Raw genomic sequence first — 15665 nt, 5'->3', positions numbered from 1 at the left:
GGGGCCGCGGCGGCCCCGGCCTCCGGGGCCCGGCCCCCCCGCGGCCCGGCCGCGGCGCCCCGGTGCGGGGCGGCGGGGTGACGGGGAGCCGGGCCAGCCGGTTCAGCAGCGCGCGGGCCGCCATGCCGGTGTGGGCGAGCGCCCGGGAACGGACGGCGGGGCCCGCCGGGCGTTCCGCCTCGGGCACCAGTGAGGGTCGCAGGGACTCCGCCGCCCGGGCCGCGGAGTCCGCCGACTCCCGATCGAGGGCGTACGGGTCCCGGGCCAGCTCCCGCGCGCACCGGGCGGCCGTGTCCGCGGCACGGGCGGCCAGCTCGCGGTAGGGCAGGGCGGGCGGGTCCGGGAAGAGGTACCGCTCGGCGAGGACCAGCAGCAGGATGCCCGCGGTGGTGCCCGTCAGGCGCTCGACGAGGGTGTCCGGGGCGTACGGCGGGAACGACGGGAGGATGTAGAGGAGTTGGAGGCCGGGGGCGGCTCCGGCCGGGCGGGGCCCGCCCGCCGCGACGAAGGCCAGGCCGAAGCCGATGACCAGCATCCCGACCACCGCGCTCCAGGTCCGCACGGCCAGGAAGGTGCCCACGACCACGAGCAGCCAGGCCATCGGGAGCAGGCGCAGCAGGACGGCGGCGCGCTGCCGTCCCGTGCCCGGGATCCGAGACAGTCCCGCCAGGGCGACGGCGGCGAACAGGGCGTAGGTGGCGGCGACGGTCTGCCCGAAGCCGTACAGGAAGAGGTAGAAGGCGGCGCCGGCGGCCAGGGTGATGCGCAGCGAGTTCCGTCCCGCCGCCGCGTACGCCCCGAGCCCCCCGGAGGCCCGGCGCAGCCTCCGCCCGCCCCCGGACCCGCCGACACCCTCGGCTCCCATGTCACCAGCATCGGCCCATCCACCCGGGCCCACACCCCGGCACGGGTGCCCCGTCCCGGATCCGGCGAGCAGACTGGGGGCATGGTGACGGAATCCGGCGGTGACGGCGGTGACGGGCGGGCGGAGCTCCTGCGGTACCTGCGGGAGGCGCGGGCGGCGCTGGTGTGGAAGGTGGAGGGCTTGTCCGAGTACGACGCGCGGCGCCCCCTGACGCCGACGGGGACGAACCTGCTCGGGCTGGTGAAGCACGCGGCCGGGATCGAGATCGGCTATCTCGGGGAGGTCTTCGGGCGCCCCTTCCCGGAGGAGCTGCCGTGGCTCGGGGTGGACGCGGAGCCCAACGCCGACATGTGGGTGCGCGCCGAGGAGTCCCGGGAAGCGGTGACGGGCCTGTACCGGCGGGCCTGTGCGCACGCGGACGCGACGCTGGCGGAGCTGCCCCCGGGGACGGTCGGGCGGGTGCCGTGGTGGCCGCCGGAGCGGGCCGCGCTCACGCTGCGCCACGCGGCGGTGCGTGTGATCGCCGACACCCACCGGCACGCCGGGCAGGCCGACGTGCTGCGTGAGCTGATCGACGGGGCGGTGGGTCTGGGTCCGGGGAACCCGGCCCTGGCCCCGGGGGATCCGGCCTGGTGGCGGGCGTACCGCGAGCGGGTGGAGCGGGCCGCCCGGGAGGCGGCGGCGCGCCCCGGCCCCGGGGTCTGAGCGGCCCGTCGCCGGCCGGTCCGCGGCGGTCGGTGTCCGCTCCGTGGACACGTGGTCCGGTAGTCGGTCGGGAGCTGCTACGGTTCCGGCCATGCAGCAGACCGCCCGCCTCGCCATGATGCGAATGATGCCCCCGCCCCCGGAGGCGCTTCGCTAGCGAAGCCGCGTGCGCGCACAGGACGCGACGGACCCTCCGGAGACGGAGGGTCCGTTTTCTTTTGCACCGGCCCGGTCGTCTCCCTCCGGCCCCCGCCTCCCGGAACCGCATCCTCCGGTCTCTCCCCCGAACCAGCAGCCCACCCACCGCCACCCCCGGCGGAAGCAGAAGCAGAAGGCGAAGCCGACATGACCACACCGACCACCGCCGCCACGCTCCCGGTCGTCTCCCTCACGGACTGTGCCGACCCGAACGCCCTGGCCCGTCAGTCCGCCCGGATCGGGGCCCTGTTCGGGGCCACCCCGACGGTGCTCCCGCTGACCGGTCCGGACCCGGAGGGGGCCGCCGCCCTCACCCTCCTCGACCTGCTGCGGGCCACCGGCCTGACGGGCGGCCCGGCCCTTCCCGTGGTGATCCTGGTCAACATCGCGCCGCGGGACGGCCATTGGCCCAACGGCGTGCCCTTCTGCTACTTCCGCCACAACGGGCACCTGGTCATCACCACGGCGAGCCACCGGGTGCTGGCCCCGGTCGCGGAGTACCTGGGCCTGGAGGAGGTACGGGTGACCGACGTCCGTGAGGTGCTGGAGGCGGCCGCCGCGGACTGGGCCGAACTGAGCGCGGCCGAGGTGGAAGAGGTCACGCGGACCCAGTTCCGCAGCCTCTGGTACGTGCCGCTGCTGGCCCGTTGGCTGGTGGACGAGCGCCCCGTCCCCTCCGCGCCGCTCGCCGTGGAGCGACCCGCGGCCGACGGGGTGCGGGTGGCCGTCGTGGACAACTTCGGCAACTGCAAGTTGGACCTGCCGGCCACCGAACTCCCCGGCTACCGCAGTGGGCAGGAGCTGCGGGTGCGCAACCGCCGCGAGGACCGCGAGGTGCCGGTGCGGTGTTACGACCGACTGCCGGACGTGCCGCTCGGAGAGCCCGGCATCACGGTGGGCAGCTCCGGCACCGGATTCGCCGAACTCGTCGTGAGGGGCGGCTCCGCCGCCGAGGTATTCGGTCTCCGCCAGGGCGACCGGGTATTCCATCTCATCAGCTGACATGTTATCAAGGCGTTACCCGGGCGGGGGCGTACGCGATTGACGCCCCTCTCGGCCGACCGGAATGCTGGAACGCATGTCCGGAACTCCCCCGCTGGTACGCCGCCGCCACGTGGACCACGTGCGCTGCGCCGCCGACCTCTGTCGCCGAGCGCGCCCCCGGCCCCGTCCCGTACCGCCCTTCACGGACCACCCCCTCACCACCTAGGACCGAAGATGTCCCGCATTCCCGCTCGCGGCCCGCGCCGCACGCACACCCCCGCCCGTATCGCCCTCGCCCTCGGCGCCGGCGCGTTCCTGCTGGCCACGGCCGCCTGCGCGCCCCAGCCGGGGAGCACCGGAGGGGCCGCCGGCACCGCCGAAGCCACCGGGAGCACCGCCGGTCAGGGCGACGCCTGCACCGTGGACAGCAAGGCCCTGCACAAGCCCGGCACCCTCACGATCGCTACCGACTCCCCCGCGTACGAGCCCTGGTTCCAGGACAACGACCCCTCCAACGGCAAGGGCTTCGAAAGCGCCGTCGCCTATGCCGTGGCCGAAAAGCTGGGCTTCACCAAGGACCGCGTGAAATGGGTGGTGGAACCCTTCGCGCATTCCTACGCCCCCGGCGCGAAGAACTTCGACTTCGACATCAACCAGATTTCCGTCACCCCGCAGCGCGCCAAGGCCGTCGATTTCTCGACGAGTTATTACACGGCCAACCAGGCGGTGCTCACGCTGAAGGACTCGAAGTTCGCCGGCGCCGACTCCCTCGCCGCCTTCAAGGACGCGAAGATCGGCGTGCAGGTGGCCACCACCAGCTACCAGGCCGTCCTGGACCAGCTGAAGCCCACCAAGCAGCCCAGCGTGTACAACACCACCAAGGACGAGGTGAACGCGCTGAAGAACGGTCAGATCGACGCGATCGTGACCGACCTGCCCACCGTCTTCTACCTGGCCAACGCCGAGCTGGACAACGGCCGCATCGTCGGGCAGTTCGGCTACGCGGGCGGCACCCCCGAGCAGTTCGGCCTGCTCCTGCCGAAGAACAGCGGCTACACCCCCTGCGTGAACCGCGCCCTGGAGGCCCTCAAGAGCGACGGCACCCTCGCGAAGATCACCACGCAGTGGCTGTCCGCCTCGGCGAACGTCCCCGAGCTGAAGAAGTAGCGGGCCCGCCGTGGACCGACCCGACACCACCGCCGCGCCGCCGACCGCCGGTACGGCCCCCGGGGACCCCGGGGCCCCCAGGAGCACGGTGAAGACCCCGCCCGCCCCCGACGGCGCCGCGTACGTGCCGAGCGAGCACGAGCGGGAACGGCAGCGCTACCGCCGTTCCCGCAAGCGCCGCCAGACCTGGACCGCCGCCCTCTGCACCGCCGCTTTTTTGGTGGTGCTGGGCGCGGTGGCCGTCTCCTCGCCCGGCTGGGAGCGGGTCCGCGCCCTGTTCCTCGACGGCGCCGAACTCCGCTCGGCCTTCCCCGAACTCCTGCGGGGCTTCTGGCTGAACATCCAGATGTTCGTGATCGCCGAGGTGCTGATCCTCGTCCTGGGCCTGCTGATCGCCCTGGTGCGGGTGACCCGTTCCCCGGGGCTCCAGCCGCTGCGGCTGGCCGCGACCGTGTACGTGGACGTCTTCCGCGGCGTCCCGACCCTGTTGCTGGTCTTCCTCGTCGGCTTCGGACTGCCGGCCCTGGAGCTCCAGGGCACCCCGTCCCAGCCGTGGGTGCTCGGCGTGATCGCGCTGACCCTGTCGTACTCGGCGTACGTGGCCGAGGTGTTCCGGGCCGGACTGAACTCGGTGCACCCCGCGCAGCGCAACGCCGCACGGGCCCTGGGCCTGAACGAACGGCAGACCGTGCGGCACGTGGTGCTGCCGCAGGCCGTCCGCAACGTCCTCCCGCCGCTGCTCAACGACTTCATCGCGCTCCAGAAGGACACCGCCCTGGTGGCCGTCCTGGGGCCGTTGGAGGCCCTGCGCGCCGCGCAGATCAAGGCCGACTACGACTTCAACTACACGCCCTACCTGGGAGCGGCGCTCTTGTTCATCGCGGTGACCATCCCCCTGACCCGTTTCGCCGACCGGCTCCAGCGCCGGGCCGCCGAGCGCACCCGGGCGGGGGCGGCCCGGTGACCGCCCCCCTGGACCCGGCCGCCGCGGGCGACCCCGCGCCCGGCGGCCCTCCGCTGCTGCGGATCCGCGGACTGCGCAAGCGGTACGGGGCCCGGCTGGTGCTGGACTCCATCGACCTGGACGTGTCCGAGCACGAGGTGGTCTGCCTGATCGGCGGCTCGGGCTCGGGCAAGTCCACCCTGCTGCGCTGCGTGGACCTCCTGGAGACCGTGGATGACGGGACCGTCCACCTCGGGGACCGCGAACTGACCGACCCCCGGCTGGACCCCGACGTGGCCCGGCGGCGCATCGGCATCGTGTTCCAGTCGTACAACCTCTTCCCCCACCTGAGCGTGCTGGACAACATCACGCTCGCGCCCCGCCAGGTCCACGGGGTGCCCCGGCGCCGGGCCGAGGAGGAGGCCCGAGAGCTGCTGGCCCGGCTGGGCCTCGCGGACAAGGCCAAGGAGCACCCGGACCGGCTGTCCGGCGGCCAGCAGCAGCGGGCGGCCATCGCCCGCGCCCTGGCCACCGGCCCGGAACTGCTGCTCTTCGACGAGATCACCTCCGCCCTGGACCCGGAGCTCGTGGGCGAAGTGCTGGACGTGGTCGCGGACCTCAAGCAGCGCGGGCTGACCATCCTGATGGCCACCCACGAGATGGACTTCGCCCGACGGGTCGCGGACCGCGTCTGCTTCCTGGAGGACGGGGTGATCGTGGAGCAGGGCACCGCCGAGCAGGTCCTCACCGACCCGCGGGAGCCGGCGACCCGCCGCTTCCTGGCCCGCTCCCTCGACCGCGCCTGACCCGCCGCCCCGCGCCGTGCGCCCGGCCGGGCCGGTGGGGGATGATCCCCCGCACGTCCGGTCGCCTACGCTCGGGCGGAAGGACGACGCCCCCGGGCGTCCGGGGCGAGGAGGACGCAGGTGCGGGGCAAGGGCGCGCGGTGGGTCGCGACGGTCGGGGTGCTCGCCTGTCTGCTGCTGGTGGGTCCCGCCGCACCGGACGGGTCCCGGTTCGGCCGGCCACTGCCCGCGGACGCCGCCGGGGCGATCGTGCCGGGCCGGGTCATGACCTGGAACCTGTGCAACCCGTGCGGGGCGAGCAATGTGGACCGGGCCTCCGAGATCGCCACGCACGCCCCGCAGGTCATCGGCTTCCAGGAGGCGTGCACCGGGGACGTGGCCCGGATCCGGGACTACCTGGAGGGCCTGTACGGGCTCCGCTACCACGTGGAGTACGGGCCGGTGCTGCGGAACTGGGGCCGCTGCGGGGGCCTGCCCTGGCGGGCCGACGGCTTCGGGAACGCCCTGCTGTCGGCGACCCCGATGACGGACCGCTCGGCGGTGGAGTACCCCGACGGCGGCTCCGAGGACCGCGGCTACCTCGCGGTGACGACCACCGTCGGCGACCGGCGGGTACGCGTGTTCAACACCCACCTCGCCCAGCGCCGCCAGGAGGGCGTCCGCTCCGGGCAGACCGCCGTGCTCGCCGCGGCCGTCGCCCCGTACCGGCGGGCGGTGGTCCTCGGCGACTTCAACGCCCGCCCCGACTCCGCCGAGCTGACCGGGATCTGGGCCCTGGCCTCCGACTCCGATCCGGCCTGCCGGCCCCCTTCCTCCGAGGGCTGCGAGCCGACCACCGACTGGCGCGCCAAGTTCGACTACGTCTTCCTGCGGGGCCTCACCGCCGCCGGGCACCGGGTGGTCCTCAGCCCCCACTCCGACCACGACCTGGTGGAGGCCCAGGTGGCGGCCGGCTGACCGGAACCGCCCCGGGTCACCCCATCCCGGCCCCGCCCGGGTCACTGTCAGTGGGGCGTGCCAGGCTGCGGCCATGCTCGACATCCTGGTGAAGACGGAAGACGCGGAACGGCACCTGCGCCCCACCGCGGAGGAACTGGCCGCCCTGACGGCCCGCATCGGCGCGGAAGGCGACCGATGGCTGGTCCTCCAGCGGGTACCGGACCTGCCGGACGAGTTCGCGCAGGTCTGGCACCGGGCGGGCGCCCCCGAGTGGGCCGTGGAGTACCGGGACGGCTCCGCCGACCGGCACTTCGGGACCATCGCCGCCGACGCCGGGGCCGCCGCCCGGCTCCTCACCTCCTGGGCCCGCCACGAGCCCGACCGGCACACGGCCGCGCACTGGGAGCGGCTCGACTTCGGTCCCGTACCCGAGGTGCCGCCCCTGGAACTGTCCGCGGAGGACCTCGCGCTGCTGGAGGCCGAGGTCCGCACCGTCCTGGCCGCCGGGTACACCACCCGGGACGGACTCGCCGAGATCGCCGAGGAGTTCCTGGTGACGAAGGACCGTCGCCCGGTCTCCCCCGCGCAGGCCCGGCGGCTCGCGGACCGGCTGTGGACGGAGCGGGTCGCGGAACAGTCCGGCTGGGAGGGCGAGACCGATCCCGAACGCCTCACCCGCGCCTTCGCCGCCCTGGAGGCCGACGGGATCACCGCGCGCGAGAACTTCGCCTGCTGCCGCACCTGCGGCGAGGGCGACATCGCCGCGGCGGGCCGACCCGACGCCCGCGGATACGTCTACTTCCACAGCCAGTGCACCGAGTCCGCGGCGGCCGGGCACGGACTGACGCTGCTGTACGGCGGTTTCGACGGGGAGGGGGACACCGCGGCGGCCGTGGGCCACGAGCTGGTGTCCGCCCTGGGGCAGGTGGGGCTGCGCACGGACTGGGACATGGACCCCTCCCGCGCGATCACCGTCACCCCGCTGGACTGGCGCCGCCGCCTCGTCGGCTGACCGCTCCACGCCCTTCGCACCCTTCGCGCCGCGGCCCCGACTGTCCGGGAACGGGCCAGGTCAGAGCCGGTGCGGGGGCCGGCGGGGGTGGTGCGGGGCAGGGCGGTGGGCGGGCTATCGTTTCGCGGTGTTCAAGAACAGGATCCTGCCCACCCTCCTCGTGGCGGCCATGGCGGCCCTGGCGGCACCCTCCGCCTCGGCCGAGCCGACCACCTACGTCAGCACCGGCCCGGTCTTCAACGACCCCAAGGACCCCGGCGGCATCAAGCAGCGCGCCATCCTCAGCCACCTCGGCCGCCTCGTCAACGGCGCCACCCCCGGCTCCACCATCCGCATATCCCTCTACGTCTTCGGCTCCGGCTGGCTCGCGGACCAGCTCGCCGCCGCCCACCAGCGCGGCGTCAACGTGCAGGTGCTCGTCGACGACGACTCCGTGAACGCCGCCTGGATGGGCACCTCCGGCAAGACCGTGCAGAGCAAGCTGGAGACCGCCTTCGCCAAGGTGCCCGGCGCCGGACAGCAGTTCGGCAGCTCGTGGTTCAAGAAGTGCGCCGCGAACCAGGCGTGCCTCGCGAAGGGCACCGGCGGCGTCAACCACAACAAGTTCTTCCTCTTCTCCCGCACCACCGGCAGCGGCTCCCCCACCACCGGGGTCCCGCTCGACGACGTCGTCGTGCAGTCCTCGGGGAACCTCACCTCGGCCGACACCGACGAGCTGTGGAACGACGCCATGACCGTGGTCGGCAACAGCGCCCTGCACACCGGCTACGTCACCTACTTCGACCGGCTCACCGCCGCCGCGCAGACCGGCCCCAACGACCCGCTGCGCGCCGCCGACCTCGACATGGACGTCCAGGCCGGGCCCGCGAAGGCCTACTTCTTCCCCCGCAACCCGGAGGACGTGGTCGTCAACATCCTGACGACCGTCGCCACCCCGGTCACCCCCACCACCCCGGTCTGCCACGGCAACACCCCCGGGCACGGCACCGCCGACGGCCGCACCGTGATCCGCATCGCCAACGGGCACATCTCCCGGCCCGCGGTCGCCCGCGAGCTGTGGAAGCTCGCCGACGCCGGCTGCTACGTGGACGTGGTGTACGGCAAGCTGTCCGACTACGAGGCCGTCGGAGAGCACCGCGAGACGGCGTACTGGTTGACCCGCTCCACCGCGCTGGGCCGGATCACCCTGCACCGTCTGAACAACGACGACCACACCGACCCGACCACGGGCGCCGCCGGCACCGCGAGCCACACCAAGTACCTGCTCGTGGAGGGCGCCTACAAGGGCGTCAAGGACCAGAAGATCACCTGGACGGGCAGCCACACCTTCACCGGCCTCGCCCTCACCGCCAACGACGAGACCTACCTGAAGTACGAGGACGCCGCCGTCCACGACGCCTACCGCGCCAACTTCCGCGCGCAGCGGGCCGCGGCGGCCGCGGAGTCCGGCTACGGGGGCGCCCCCTGACCGACCGCCCGGCGCCGGGACGCCCCTCGGGGTGCTCCCGGCACCGGACCGCCCCGACACCGCCGGGCGGTGCGCCTGACGGCCACCGGAGACCGCCCCGACCGTCACCGCACCGCCTGTCGGCCACCGGTGTGCTGACGGCCTACCGGCCGCCCGTTCCGCCCGCGCCGCCGCGTCGCCCGCTCCCGGCGCCCGCCCGGCGGCGGGCGGCCCGGTAGCCGTCCAGGACGTCCTGGCGCAGCAGGTGACCGAAGCCCGCGGACTCCAGCCGCAGCCCCAGGGCCGCCGCGTCGATGCCGAGGGCGGCGGCCGCGGCGCCGAGGTGCCAGTCGTGGGCGGCCAGAACGGCGAGCAAGTGGCCGCGCCGGACCTGCCGTTCGCCGAGCCGGAAGGTCTTCAGGTAGACGAACCGGCCCCGCTCGTCAGTGACCGCCTCACCGATGTGGTTCTCCTCCCGTCGGCGGAACGACGGCAGGAAGCGGCTCAGGGTGAACCGACCCGCGCGGTACACCTCCTCCCAGGTGTACTCCGCCCCCAGCAGCCCGCCCGCCATGACGGAATCGTGGAACGCCGCCCACTCCTCCTCCTGCTCCCGGGCCGCGGCCCGCAGCTCCGCCAGGGAGCCGATGCCGGCGCCGTCGACGCGGGCCCGGAACTCCGGGACCGCCGGCATCAGGGTGGCGTAGTGGTGGACGAGCTCCCCGTACAGGTCCTGGAGGAGGCTCGGGTGCAGGGCGCGGTAGTCCTCGGGGTGCGGCACGACGAAGGCCGCGGCGAGGGCGTCGCCGGTGTACAGCAACAGGCCGCACTGGCCGGGGTGGATCTCGAACACCCGTAGGGCGTCCGCCGGTCCGCGGACGCCGGCGCCCGTGTACGCCTCCTCGGCGCGCGGCGACAGCCCCTGCGCCAGGGCGCGCGCCGACCATTCCTCCCAGGCCGTGGTGGGCCCCCCGAAGTGCAGGGCGAGATAGCCCTCCAGGGCCAGGTGCTGGGGCAGGAACCGCAGACGGTCCTTGGCCTCGCGGCGGGCCGTGCGCCGGTGGAAGCGCAGGCCCATGGCGGTGGGCGGCGCGTCCGTGGTGCCGTCCGACAGCTGGGTGCCGAAGGCGGCGGCCGGGGTGCCGTCGCGGGTCCACGTGGCCACGAACCCGTGCGGGACGTAGGCGGTGTAGGTGCGCCGGGGGGCCACCGCCACGACCGACGGCGCCCGGTACGGATCGCTCTCGGGGTCCGGGGTCCGGTAGGGGTCCGGGCGGGCCGCCGGGTGGCGTCCGGGGGCGGGCTCCGGGGGCTCCTCGTAGAGCCGCCGGTGCAGGCGGAAGTCCGTCACGGGCTCGCGGCGCACCAGCGGCACCAGCCGGACGGCTCCCCAGACCTGGGCGGGTCGGGTCTCCAGACCGGACAGGTGGAGGACGGTGGGCGTGCCGGGCCGGGCCCCCGACGAGGAGGGCGACGACGGGGAGGAGGACGGGGAGGGCGTGTGCGCCGTGGTCACGGGGTCCGTTCCTTCCGGGCGGGCGTCGGCTCCCCGGGCCCGGCGGGGCGGGTGCCTTCGGTGAGCCGGGCGGCCCGTGCGTCCAGGTAGGCGATGAGGTCGGGCAGCCCGGTGCGTCCTTCGGCGAACTGGGCGAGCTCGACGAGGGCGGGCAGGTCCTCGGCGTCGCGGATGCCCGCCGTGGGCACCGTCGGGGACAACCGGCGCACGTCGAAACCGTCGGCGTCGTAGACCGGGTTGAGGTGCACGACGCTCGTGCGGCCCTCCGGGTCGAGCCGGGTCCGCCACACCCGCAGCACCTCCCCCGCCAGACCGGCCGGCGCGTTGTCCCAGCCGTCCGAGACGATCACGAGCCGCGCCGGCCCGGTGTCCAGCGCGTCGAGGATCCGGTGGCCGAGCGGCGTGGTGCCGTACGGGCGGACGAGCAGCGCGTCGGTGGCACCGGAGGTCCACAGCCCGGTGTGGCCGCCGGGCCGGGCCAGGGCCGCGAGCAGGTGGTGGCAGGCCAGGGCGACCGCGAGGGGCCGGCGCCGCTTGGTCACGGAGCCGAAGGAGGAGAAGCTGTCGTCGAGGACCGCCGCGACGGTGCCCCAACTCCCGCGGTGCGCACCGGCCGTGCGGGCGGCCGCCGCCGTGAGGGCGTCGGTCAGCTCGGCCCGGCGGTCCCGCCGTTCGGCGAGGGGCAGGCCGAGGACGTACGCGGCCAGCCTGGTCAGGGGCATGCGGCCGAGGTCGGTGGGCAGGAGGGCGTCCCGGCGGCCGGTGGCGCTCGCGTGCCGCTGCGCGGAGCCCTGGAGGCGCAGGGTCTCCAGGCGGGTCATCCGGGGGGCGATCCGCTCCAGGAACACGGCCCGGGGGATCCCGTGGCGGGCGGCGAAGCCCTCGGCCACCGTGAAGGGCAGCTCGTAGAGGGCGCCCTGCTCGTGGTGGGCGCGGCGCCACGCCTCGAAGAGCGGGGTCGCGTAACGGGTGCGGCCGCGGGGCGCGAACACGAAGGCCCGCAGCTCCTCCTGGCCGGGGTCCGGGGAGAAGTGGGTGTGCCGCATGGCCCGCTTCAGGGCGCCGCGGTACTTGACGGCGTCGAGGGAGAGGTCGGGGCGGGCACGCAGCCAGTCCCGGACGAGGGCCCGGGTGCGGCGGTTGTTGACGCCGTCGCGACGCAGCGCGTCGAAGAGTCCGTAGACCCGCTGCGGGGGCAGCAGGGCCAGCCGGCCGGCGATCAGGCGGCCTTCGGCGCGGCGCTGGTCGGGGCCGGCCTCGGCGGCGGTGCGGAGGAGTCGGCGGATGATGAGGACCGCGTTGTGGTCGTTGATGTCCAGGGCGAGGACGCCCGCGTACAGCGCGCGGTGGTTGCCGAGCATGTAGGCGTGCAGGAAGTCGAGGGAGAGGCGCTGTTCGCCGGCGTCGCCGTGGAACTCCCGCTGTCCGGTGGCGGTGATCGCCGCGTTCACGAAGAGGAGCACGTCGTCGGCGGCCACGCGGTCCGCGGCCGTGGCTCCGGGACCGGTGCCCGGAGGGGGAACGGCACCCGGATCGGGAGGGCTCGCGCGGCGATCGCCTTCGGTTGCCGTTCCGGGTGCCATCCTCGCCGTCCTTCCTCGGGCCGCCACCATGGGGGCCGTCGTCCACGACCGTCCGAGCCTGCCGACGGGCCGACGGGGCTGGTGCGTCGGTGGGTGCCGGTGGGTGCCGGCCGGGGAAGAGGGGTGCGAGCTGCGAATCATTGCTGTCAGGGCAGGTTCCGGAAGTCGCACCGGAGTCCCGCGGCCGGCCCGGCGACGGTAGCAAGCGGACCCGCACCGCCTCCACCGCATTTGGGGGGCGTTTCGGGGGGGGCGCGTCGGGGCCGGTACGCTCCACGGCCATGGCATCCAGTGGCGCGTTGTGGTCCTTCGCCCTCGTCGTGGGGCTGCTCACCCTGACCCCGGGGCTCGACACGGCGCTGGTCCTGCGGACCTCGGCGCTCGGTCGGCACCGGCGGGCGTGGGGGGTCGTCCTCGGCGTGCAGACCGGGGTCCTGGTCTGGGGGACGCTGACCTCGCTCGGGGTGACCGCCCTCCTGACCGCCTCGCAGGCCGCGTACACGGCCCTGCGCTGGGCGGGTGCGGCCTACCTTGTCTGGTTGGGCGCGCGCATGCTGATCGCCACGTTCCGCCGGGAGGGCGCCGCCCCGGCGGCGGAGGCCCCCGACCGCGCGGAGGCCGACTCCTTCACGGGCGGCTGGCGGCAGGGCACCCTGACGAACCTCCTCAATCCCAAGGTGGGCGCCTTCTACGTGGCCGTGCTGCCGCAGTTCCTGCCCGAGGGGGGCGGCCACCTGGCCGCCGGGGTCCAGCTGACCTCCGTGCACGTGGTGTTCGGGCTGATGTGGTCGGCCGTCCTGATCGCGTGCGCGCGGGCCCTGGGCGGGGTGCTGCGGACGCGACGGGCCCGGCTCGTCCTGGACCGGCTCACGGGCGGCGTGATCGCCGCCTTCGGGCTCCGCCTGGCGTTCGTGGACTGAGCCTCGGCCCGCGCGGACCGAGCCCTCGGCGCCCGCGCGTCGCGTGCTTCGGCCCGGTCCCGGAGCCCACCCCTGTGGGGCTCCGGGACCGGGCCCGTCCTCAGTCCTCCGGTACCGGCGTGTGCGGCGGGAGGGCGCCCGGGGGCAGCGGCGGCGGTCCTTTGGTCAGGGCGCGGGCGGCGGCCAGTTCCTCCGCGGCAGCGTGACCGGCGAGGTCGAGGTAGCCGTAGGCGTCCGCGCCGACGGGGATCCGGAGCGGGGTGGGTTCCGTCGAGCCGACGATCTCCAGGACGCGGGCCGCGAAGTCCTCGGGGCGTCCGGTCTCCGGGCTGTCGGCCATGCCGCGGGCGCCTTCGAGCATCTGGCGGTTGGTGCCGTCGTAGGCGGGGAGGTGCGCGCGGGTCTCGGTCATGGAGGTGCCGTAGCGGGTGGCGAACATGCCGGGTTCGAGGACGGTGACGCGGATGCCGTGCGGCGCGGCCTCGGCGGCCAGGGCCTGGCTCATCCCTTCGAGCGCGTGCTTCCCGGCGATGTACGCGGCCAGGCCGGGGAAGGCGATCCGGCCGGCGACCGAGGAGACGTTCACGATGTGGCCGTGGCCCTGGGCGCGCATGAGGGGCAGGGCGTGCCGGATCAGCCGCCACGGTCCGACGAGGAGGGTCTCCAACTGGTCGCGCAGCTCGGCGTCCGAGACCTCCTCGACGGCTCCGAACAGGCCGATGGCGGCGTTGTTGACCAGCAGGTCGATGCCCCCGAGCCGATCGACGGCCGTCGCGACGGCGCGTTCGCAGGAGTCGGGGTCGCGCAGTTCGAGCGGCACCGGGACGATCCGTCCCGGCCAGGCCGCCGCCAGGTCCTCCAGGTCGGCCGTCTTGCGGGCGGTGACCGCCAGTTCGTGCCCGGCCTCGGCCGCGGCGAGGGCGAGGGCCCTGCCGAGTCCGGAGGAACATCCCGTGACCAGCCAGCGTCTTCCCATCGTGCTCCCGTCGTGAGCGTGAAGGTGCGGGTGAGGGGTGGAGGTGGACGTGCGGGGTGGAGGGTGAGGGCGGGGTGCGGTGTGACCGGCCGAGCGACGGATCACACCGACGGCCGGAACCAGCCCATCGGTGGCCGGAGTTCATCGTCCGGGTGAACCCTTCCGACGGCCATCCCCGCGACGAGGGCGTGCGGAGGCGCGCGGGCGCACGGCCGGGGCGCACGCGGACGCCCGCACCGTCGGGCGGCGCGGCCGGACCGCCGCGCGGACCGGCCGGCGGTGTGGCCGGCGGTGCGGCGGTCAGCGTCGGGTGCGGAACACCGCGAGCGGGGTGCCGTAGGCGCCGGGAGCCATCTCCTCCAGCCCGGCGAACGCGTTGACCAGGACCGGGGCCGCGCCCGCCCGGCGCTCCAGGACGGCTCCGGTGCGCCCGTCGAGGACCAGGTGCGTGCCGGGGCCCTCGGTGGCGTACAGCAGGCCGTCGCGGGCGCCGCGGAGGGTGGGCGCGAAGGTGTCCCTCGCGGTCCGGCCGCCCCACTGCCAGAGGCGGCGCCCGGAGCGGGCGTCGTGGACCGCCAGTTCCGAGCCCAGGAAGGCGCACGCGGTCAGGTCACCGCCGTCGTGACGGCAGTCCAGGATCAGCGGGTGCTCGGCCCGCAGTCCCGGCAGGTCCCGCTTGCGCCCGGTGCGCGCGTCCAGGACGTCCGGTCCGGCGAGCAACAGGAAGGGGGAGAAGGGCCGCAGCGCGCCCTCGGAACTCCGGTGCTCGGGCCGGGCGGCGGCCCGCCACAGCACCCGCCCGGTACGGGCGTCCAGTGCGGCGGCCCGCGCCGGGCCGCCGAAGCTCCCGGAGTCGTCGAGGGCGAAGTCCCCGGCGATCCGGTCCCCGACGAGGGCGTGGCCGGCCTGGAACCCGTCGACCCACCAGGACGGTCCCCGGCCGGAGAGCGGGATCCCGTAGGTGCGGTACTCGCCCTCGACGCAGGACACCACGGCGGTCCGTGCCCGGGCCGGGGCCCCCTCGGGGCCGGCCACCGCCACCAGGGTGCAGCGGATGGCGCCCGAGCCCTCCGGGCCGTCCCAGCGGATCCGGTGGACCACCGTTCCCCGGTCCGCGTCCAAGGCGAGGAGTTCGCTCGCTCCCGCACCGGTGGCGAAGGCCGCGAGCACGAGCCGCCGCCCGGCCACGGCGGTGACCACGGGCGGGCCCTCCGGCGGCGCATCCCACAAGTAGTCGGGGACCGGCGCGAGCGGGGCGACCGACCACAGGACCGCGCCCGAGGCCAGGTCCACGGTCGTGAGCCGTTCGGGTCCGATCACGTGGGCCCGGGCCCCGTCGAGCACCGCCGCGCGGGCCACGAGCGCTCCGGGCAGCACCCCTTCGGGCTGGAACCGCAGCGGCGGCCGGTGCGCGGTGAACGGGCCGGTGACGCGCGCCTCCGGCGGCCGCTCCGACCGCGGGGCCCCTCCCCCGGCTCCCCCGACGCCGGCGAGCCCCAGGACGACCGCCATCAGGACCCCGAGCGCCAGGCCCCCGAGGACCAGGACCACGCCGACGAGCCCCGCCCGCACGCCCTTCCGCACCGCGGCCCCCTCCCGCACGC

13 protein-coding genes and 1 pseudogene are annotated in these 15665 nt (G+C 75.1%); 9 read left to right on the top strand and 5 right to left on the bottom strand.

From position 1 onward, the window contains the following. A pseudogene (locus ABTZ17_RS11545) lies at positions 1-865 on the bottom strand (FUSC family protein); the annotation flags it as partial. A gap of 81 nt (positions 866-946) precedes the next feature. Here ABTZ17_RS11545 and ABTZ17_RS11540 point away from each other — a divergent pair. From ABTZ17_RS11540 to ABTZ17_RS11505, 8 genes are all read left to right on the top strand, one after another. Then, complete coding sequence (locus ABTZ17_RS11540; protein ID WP_352195357.1) at positions 947-1570, top strand: DinB family protein; 624 nt, start codon at positions 947-949, stop codon at positions 1568-1570. A 345-nt stretch (positions 1571-1915) separates the two neighbouring features. Beyond that, positions 1916-2770 carry an SAM hydroxide adenosyltransferase gene (locus tag ABTZ17_RS11535; protein ID WP_352195356.1) on the top strand — a complete coding sequence of 285 codons (855 nt, stop codon included), beginning with the start codon at positions 1916-1918 and terminating at the stop codon, positions 2768-2770. A 216-nt stretch (positions 2771-2986) separates the two neighbouring features. Next, positions 2987-3919 carry an ABC transporter substrate-binding protein gene (locus ABTZ17_RS11530; protein ID WP_352195355.1) on the top strand — a complete coding sequence of 311 codons (933 nt, stop codon included), beginning with the start codon at positions 2987-2989 and terminating at the stop codon, positions 3917-3919. A 10-nt stretch (positions 3920-3929) separates the two neighbouring features. After that, complete coding sequence (locus tag ABTZ17_RS11525) at positions 3930-4883, top strand: amino acid ABC transporter permease (protein WP_352195354.1); 954 nt, start codon at positions 3930-3932, stop codon at positions 4881-4883. Then, positions 4880-5668 (top strand): amino acid ABC transporter ATP-binding protein, encoded by a 789-nt coding sequence (locus ABTZ17_RS11520; RefSeq protein ID WP_352195353.1) that lies wholly within the window; start codon positions 4880-4882, stop codon positions 5666-5668. Before ABTZ17_RS11525 ends, ABTZ17_RS11520 begins: the two co-directional genes overlap by 4 nt. Before the next feature lie 120 nt (positions 5669-5788). Further along, on the top strand, positions 5789-6625 hold the full coding sequence (locus ABTZ17_RS11515) for an endonuclease/exonuclease/phosphatase family protein (RefSeq protein ID WP_352195352.1): 837 nt from the start codon (positions 5789-5791) through the stop codon (positions 6623-6625). Between the two features lie 73 nt (positions 6626-6698). Beyond that, complete coding sequence (locus ABTZ17_RS11510; RefSeq protein WP_352195351.1) at positions 6699-7619, top strand: DUF6891 domain-containing protein; 921 nt, start codon at positions 6699-6701, stop codon at positions 7617-7619. 127 nt (positions 7620-7746) lie between these two features. Next, the gene (locus ABTZ17_RS11505) at positions 7747-9087 is read left to right on the top strand and encodes a phospholipase D-like domain-containing protein (RefSeq protein WP_352195350.1); all 1341 of its coding nucleotides are present in this window, start codon (positions 7747-7749) and stop codon (positions 9085-9087) included. Between the two features lie 142 nt (positions 9088-9229). On the opposite strand, the gene ABTZ17_RS11500 is transcribed toward ABTZ17_RS11505, so the two are convergent. Beyond that, positions 9230-10492, bottom strand: a complete 1263-nt coding sequence (locus ABTZ17_RS11500; RefSeq protein WP_352195361.1) for an ARPP-2 domain-containing protein — start codon at positions 10490-10492, stop codon at positions 9230-9232. An 86-nt stretch (positions 10493-10578) separates the two neighbouring features. Continuing rightward, a complete protein-coding gene (locus tag ABTZ17_RS11495) occupies positions 10579-12060 on the bottom strand; it encodes a hypothetical protein (protein WP_352195349.1) in 1482 nt (493 codons plus the stop codon). Positions 12061-12446: 386 nt separating this feature from the next. On the opposite strand from ABTZ17_RS11495, the gene ABTZ17_RS11490 reads away from it, so the two are divergent. Continuing rightward, positions 12447-13085: a LysE family translocator gene (locus ABTZ17_RS11490; RefSeq protein WP_352195348.1), complete on the top strand. Its 639-nt coding sequence runs from the start codon at positions 12447-12449 to the stop codon at positions 13083-13085. 100 nt (positions 13086-13185) lie between these two features. Here ABTZ17_RS11490 and ABTZ17_RS11485 read toward each other — a convergent pair whose 3' ends face one another. Together ABTZ17_RS11485 and ABTZ17_RS11480 are read right to left on the bottom strand one after the other, a co-directional pair. Next, complete coding sequence (locus ABTZ17_RS11485; RefSeq protein ID WP_352195347.1) at positions 13186-14061, bottom strand: SDR family oxidoreductase; 876 nt, start codon at positions 14059-14061, stop codon at positions 13186-13188. 300 nt (positions 14062-14361) lie between these two features. Then, entirely contained in the window at positions 14362-15645 is a 1284-nt protein-coding gene (locus ABTZ17_RS11480) for an outer membrane protein assembly factor BamB family protein (protein WP_352195346.1), read from the bottom strand. Positions 15646-15665 lie beyond the last annotated feature (20 nt).

This window comes from Streptomyces sp. NPDC097619 (assembly GCF_040302735.1).
In the GTDB taxonomy this organism is placed as follows: domain Bacteria; phylum Actinomycetota; class Actinomycetes; order Streptomycetales; family Streptomycetaceae; genus Streptomyces.
This window is presented reverse-complemented; position numbering and strand designations above follow the sequence as displayed.

Bases quoted from the DNA above. Each gene is read 5' to 3' on its own strand.
- ABTZ17_RS11535 (WP_352195356.1), top strand. From the start codon at position 1,916: ATGACCACACCGACCACCGCCGCCACGCTCCCGGTCGTCTCCCTCACG.
- ABTZ17_RS11485 (WP_352195347.1), bottom strand. From the start codon at position 14,061: ATGGGAAGACGCTGGCTGGTCACGGGATGTTCCTCCGGACTCGGCAGG.
- ABTZ17_RS11540 (WP_352195357.1), top strand. From the start codon at position 947: ATGGTGACGGAATCCGGCGGTGACGGCGGTGACGGGCGGGCGGAGCTC.
- ABTZ17_RS11530 (WP_352195355.1), top strand. From the start codon at position 2,987: ATGTCCCGCATTCCCGCTCGCGGCCCGCGCCGCACGCACACCCCCGCC.
- ABTZ17_RS11490 (WP_352195348.1), top strand. From the start codon at position 12,447: ATGGCATCCAGTGGCGCGTTGTGGTCCTTCGCCCTCGTCGTGGGGCTG.
- ABTZ17_RS11510 (WP_352195351.1), top strand. From the start codon at position 6,699: ATGCTCGACATCCTGGTGAAGACGGAAGACGCGGAACGGCACCTGCGC.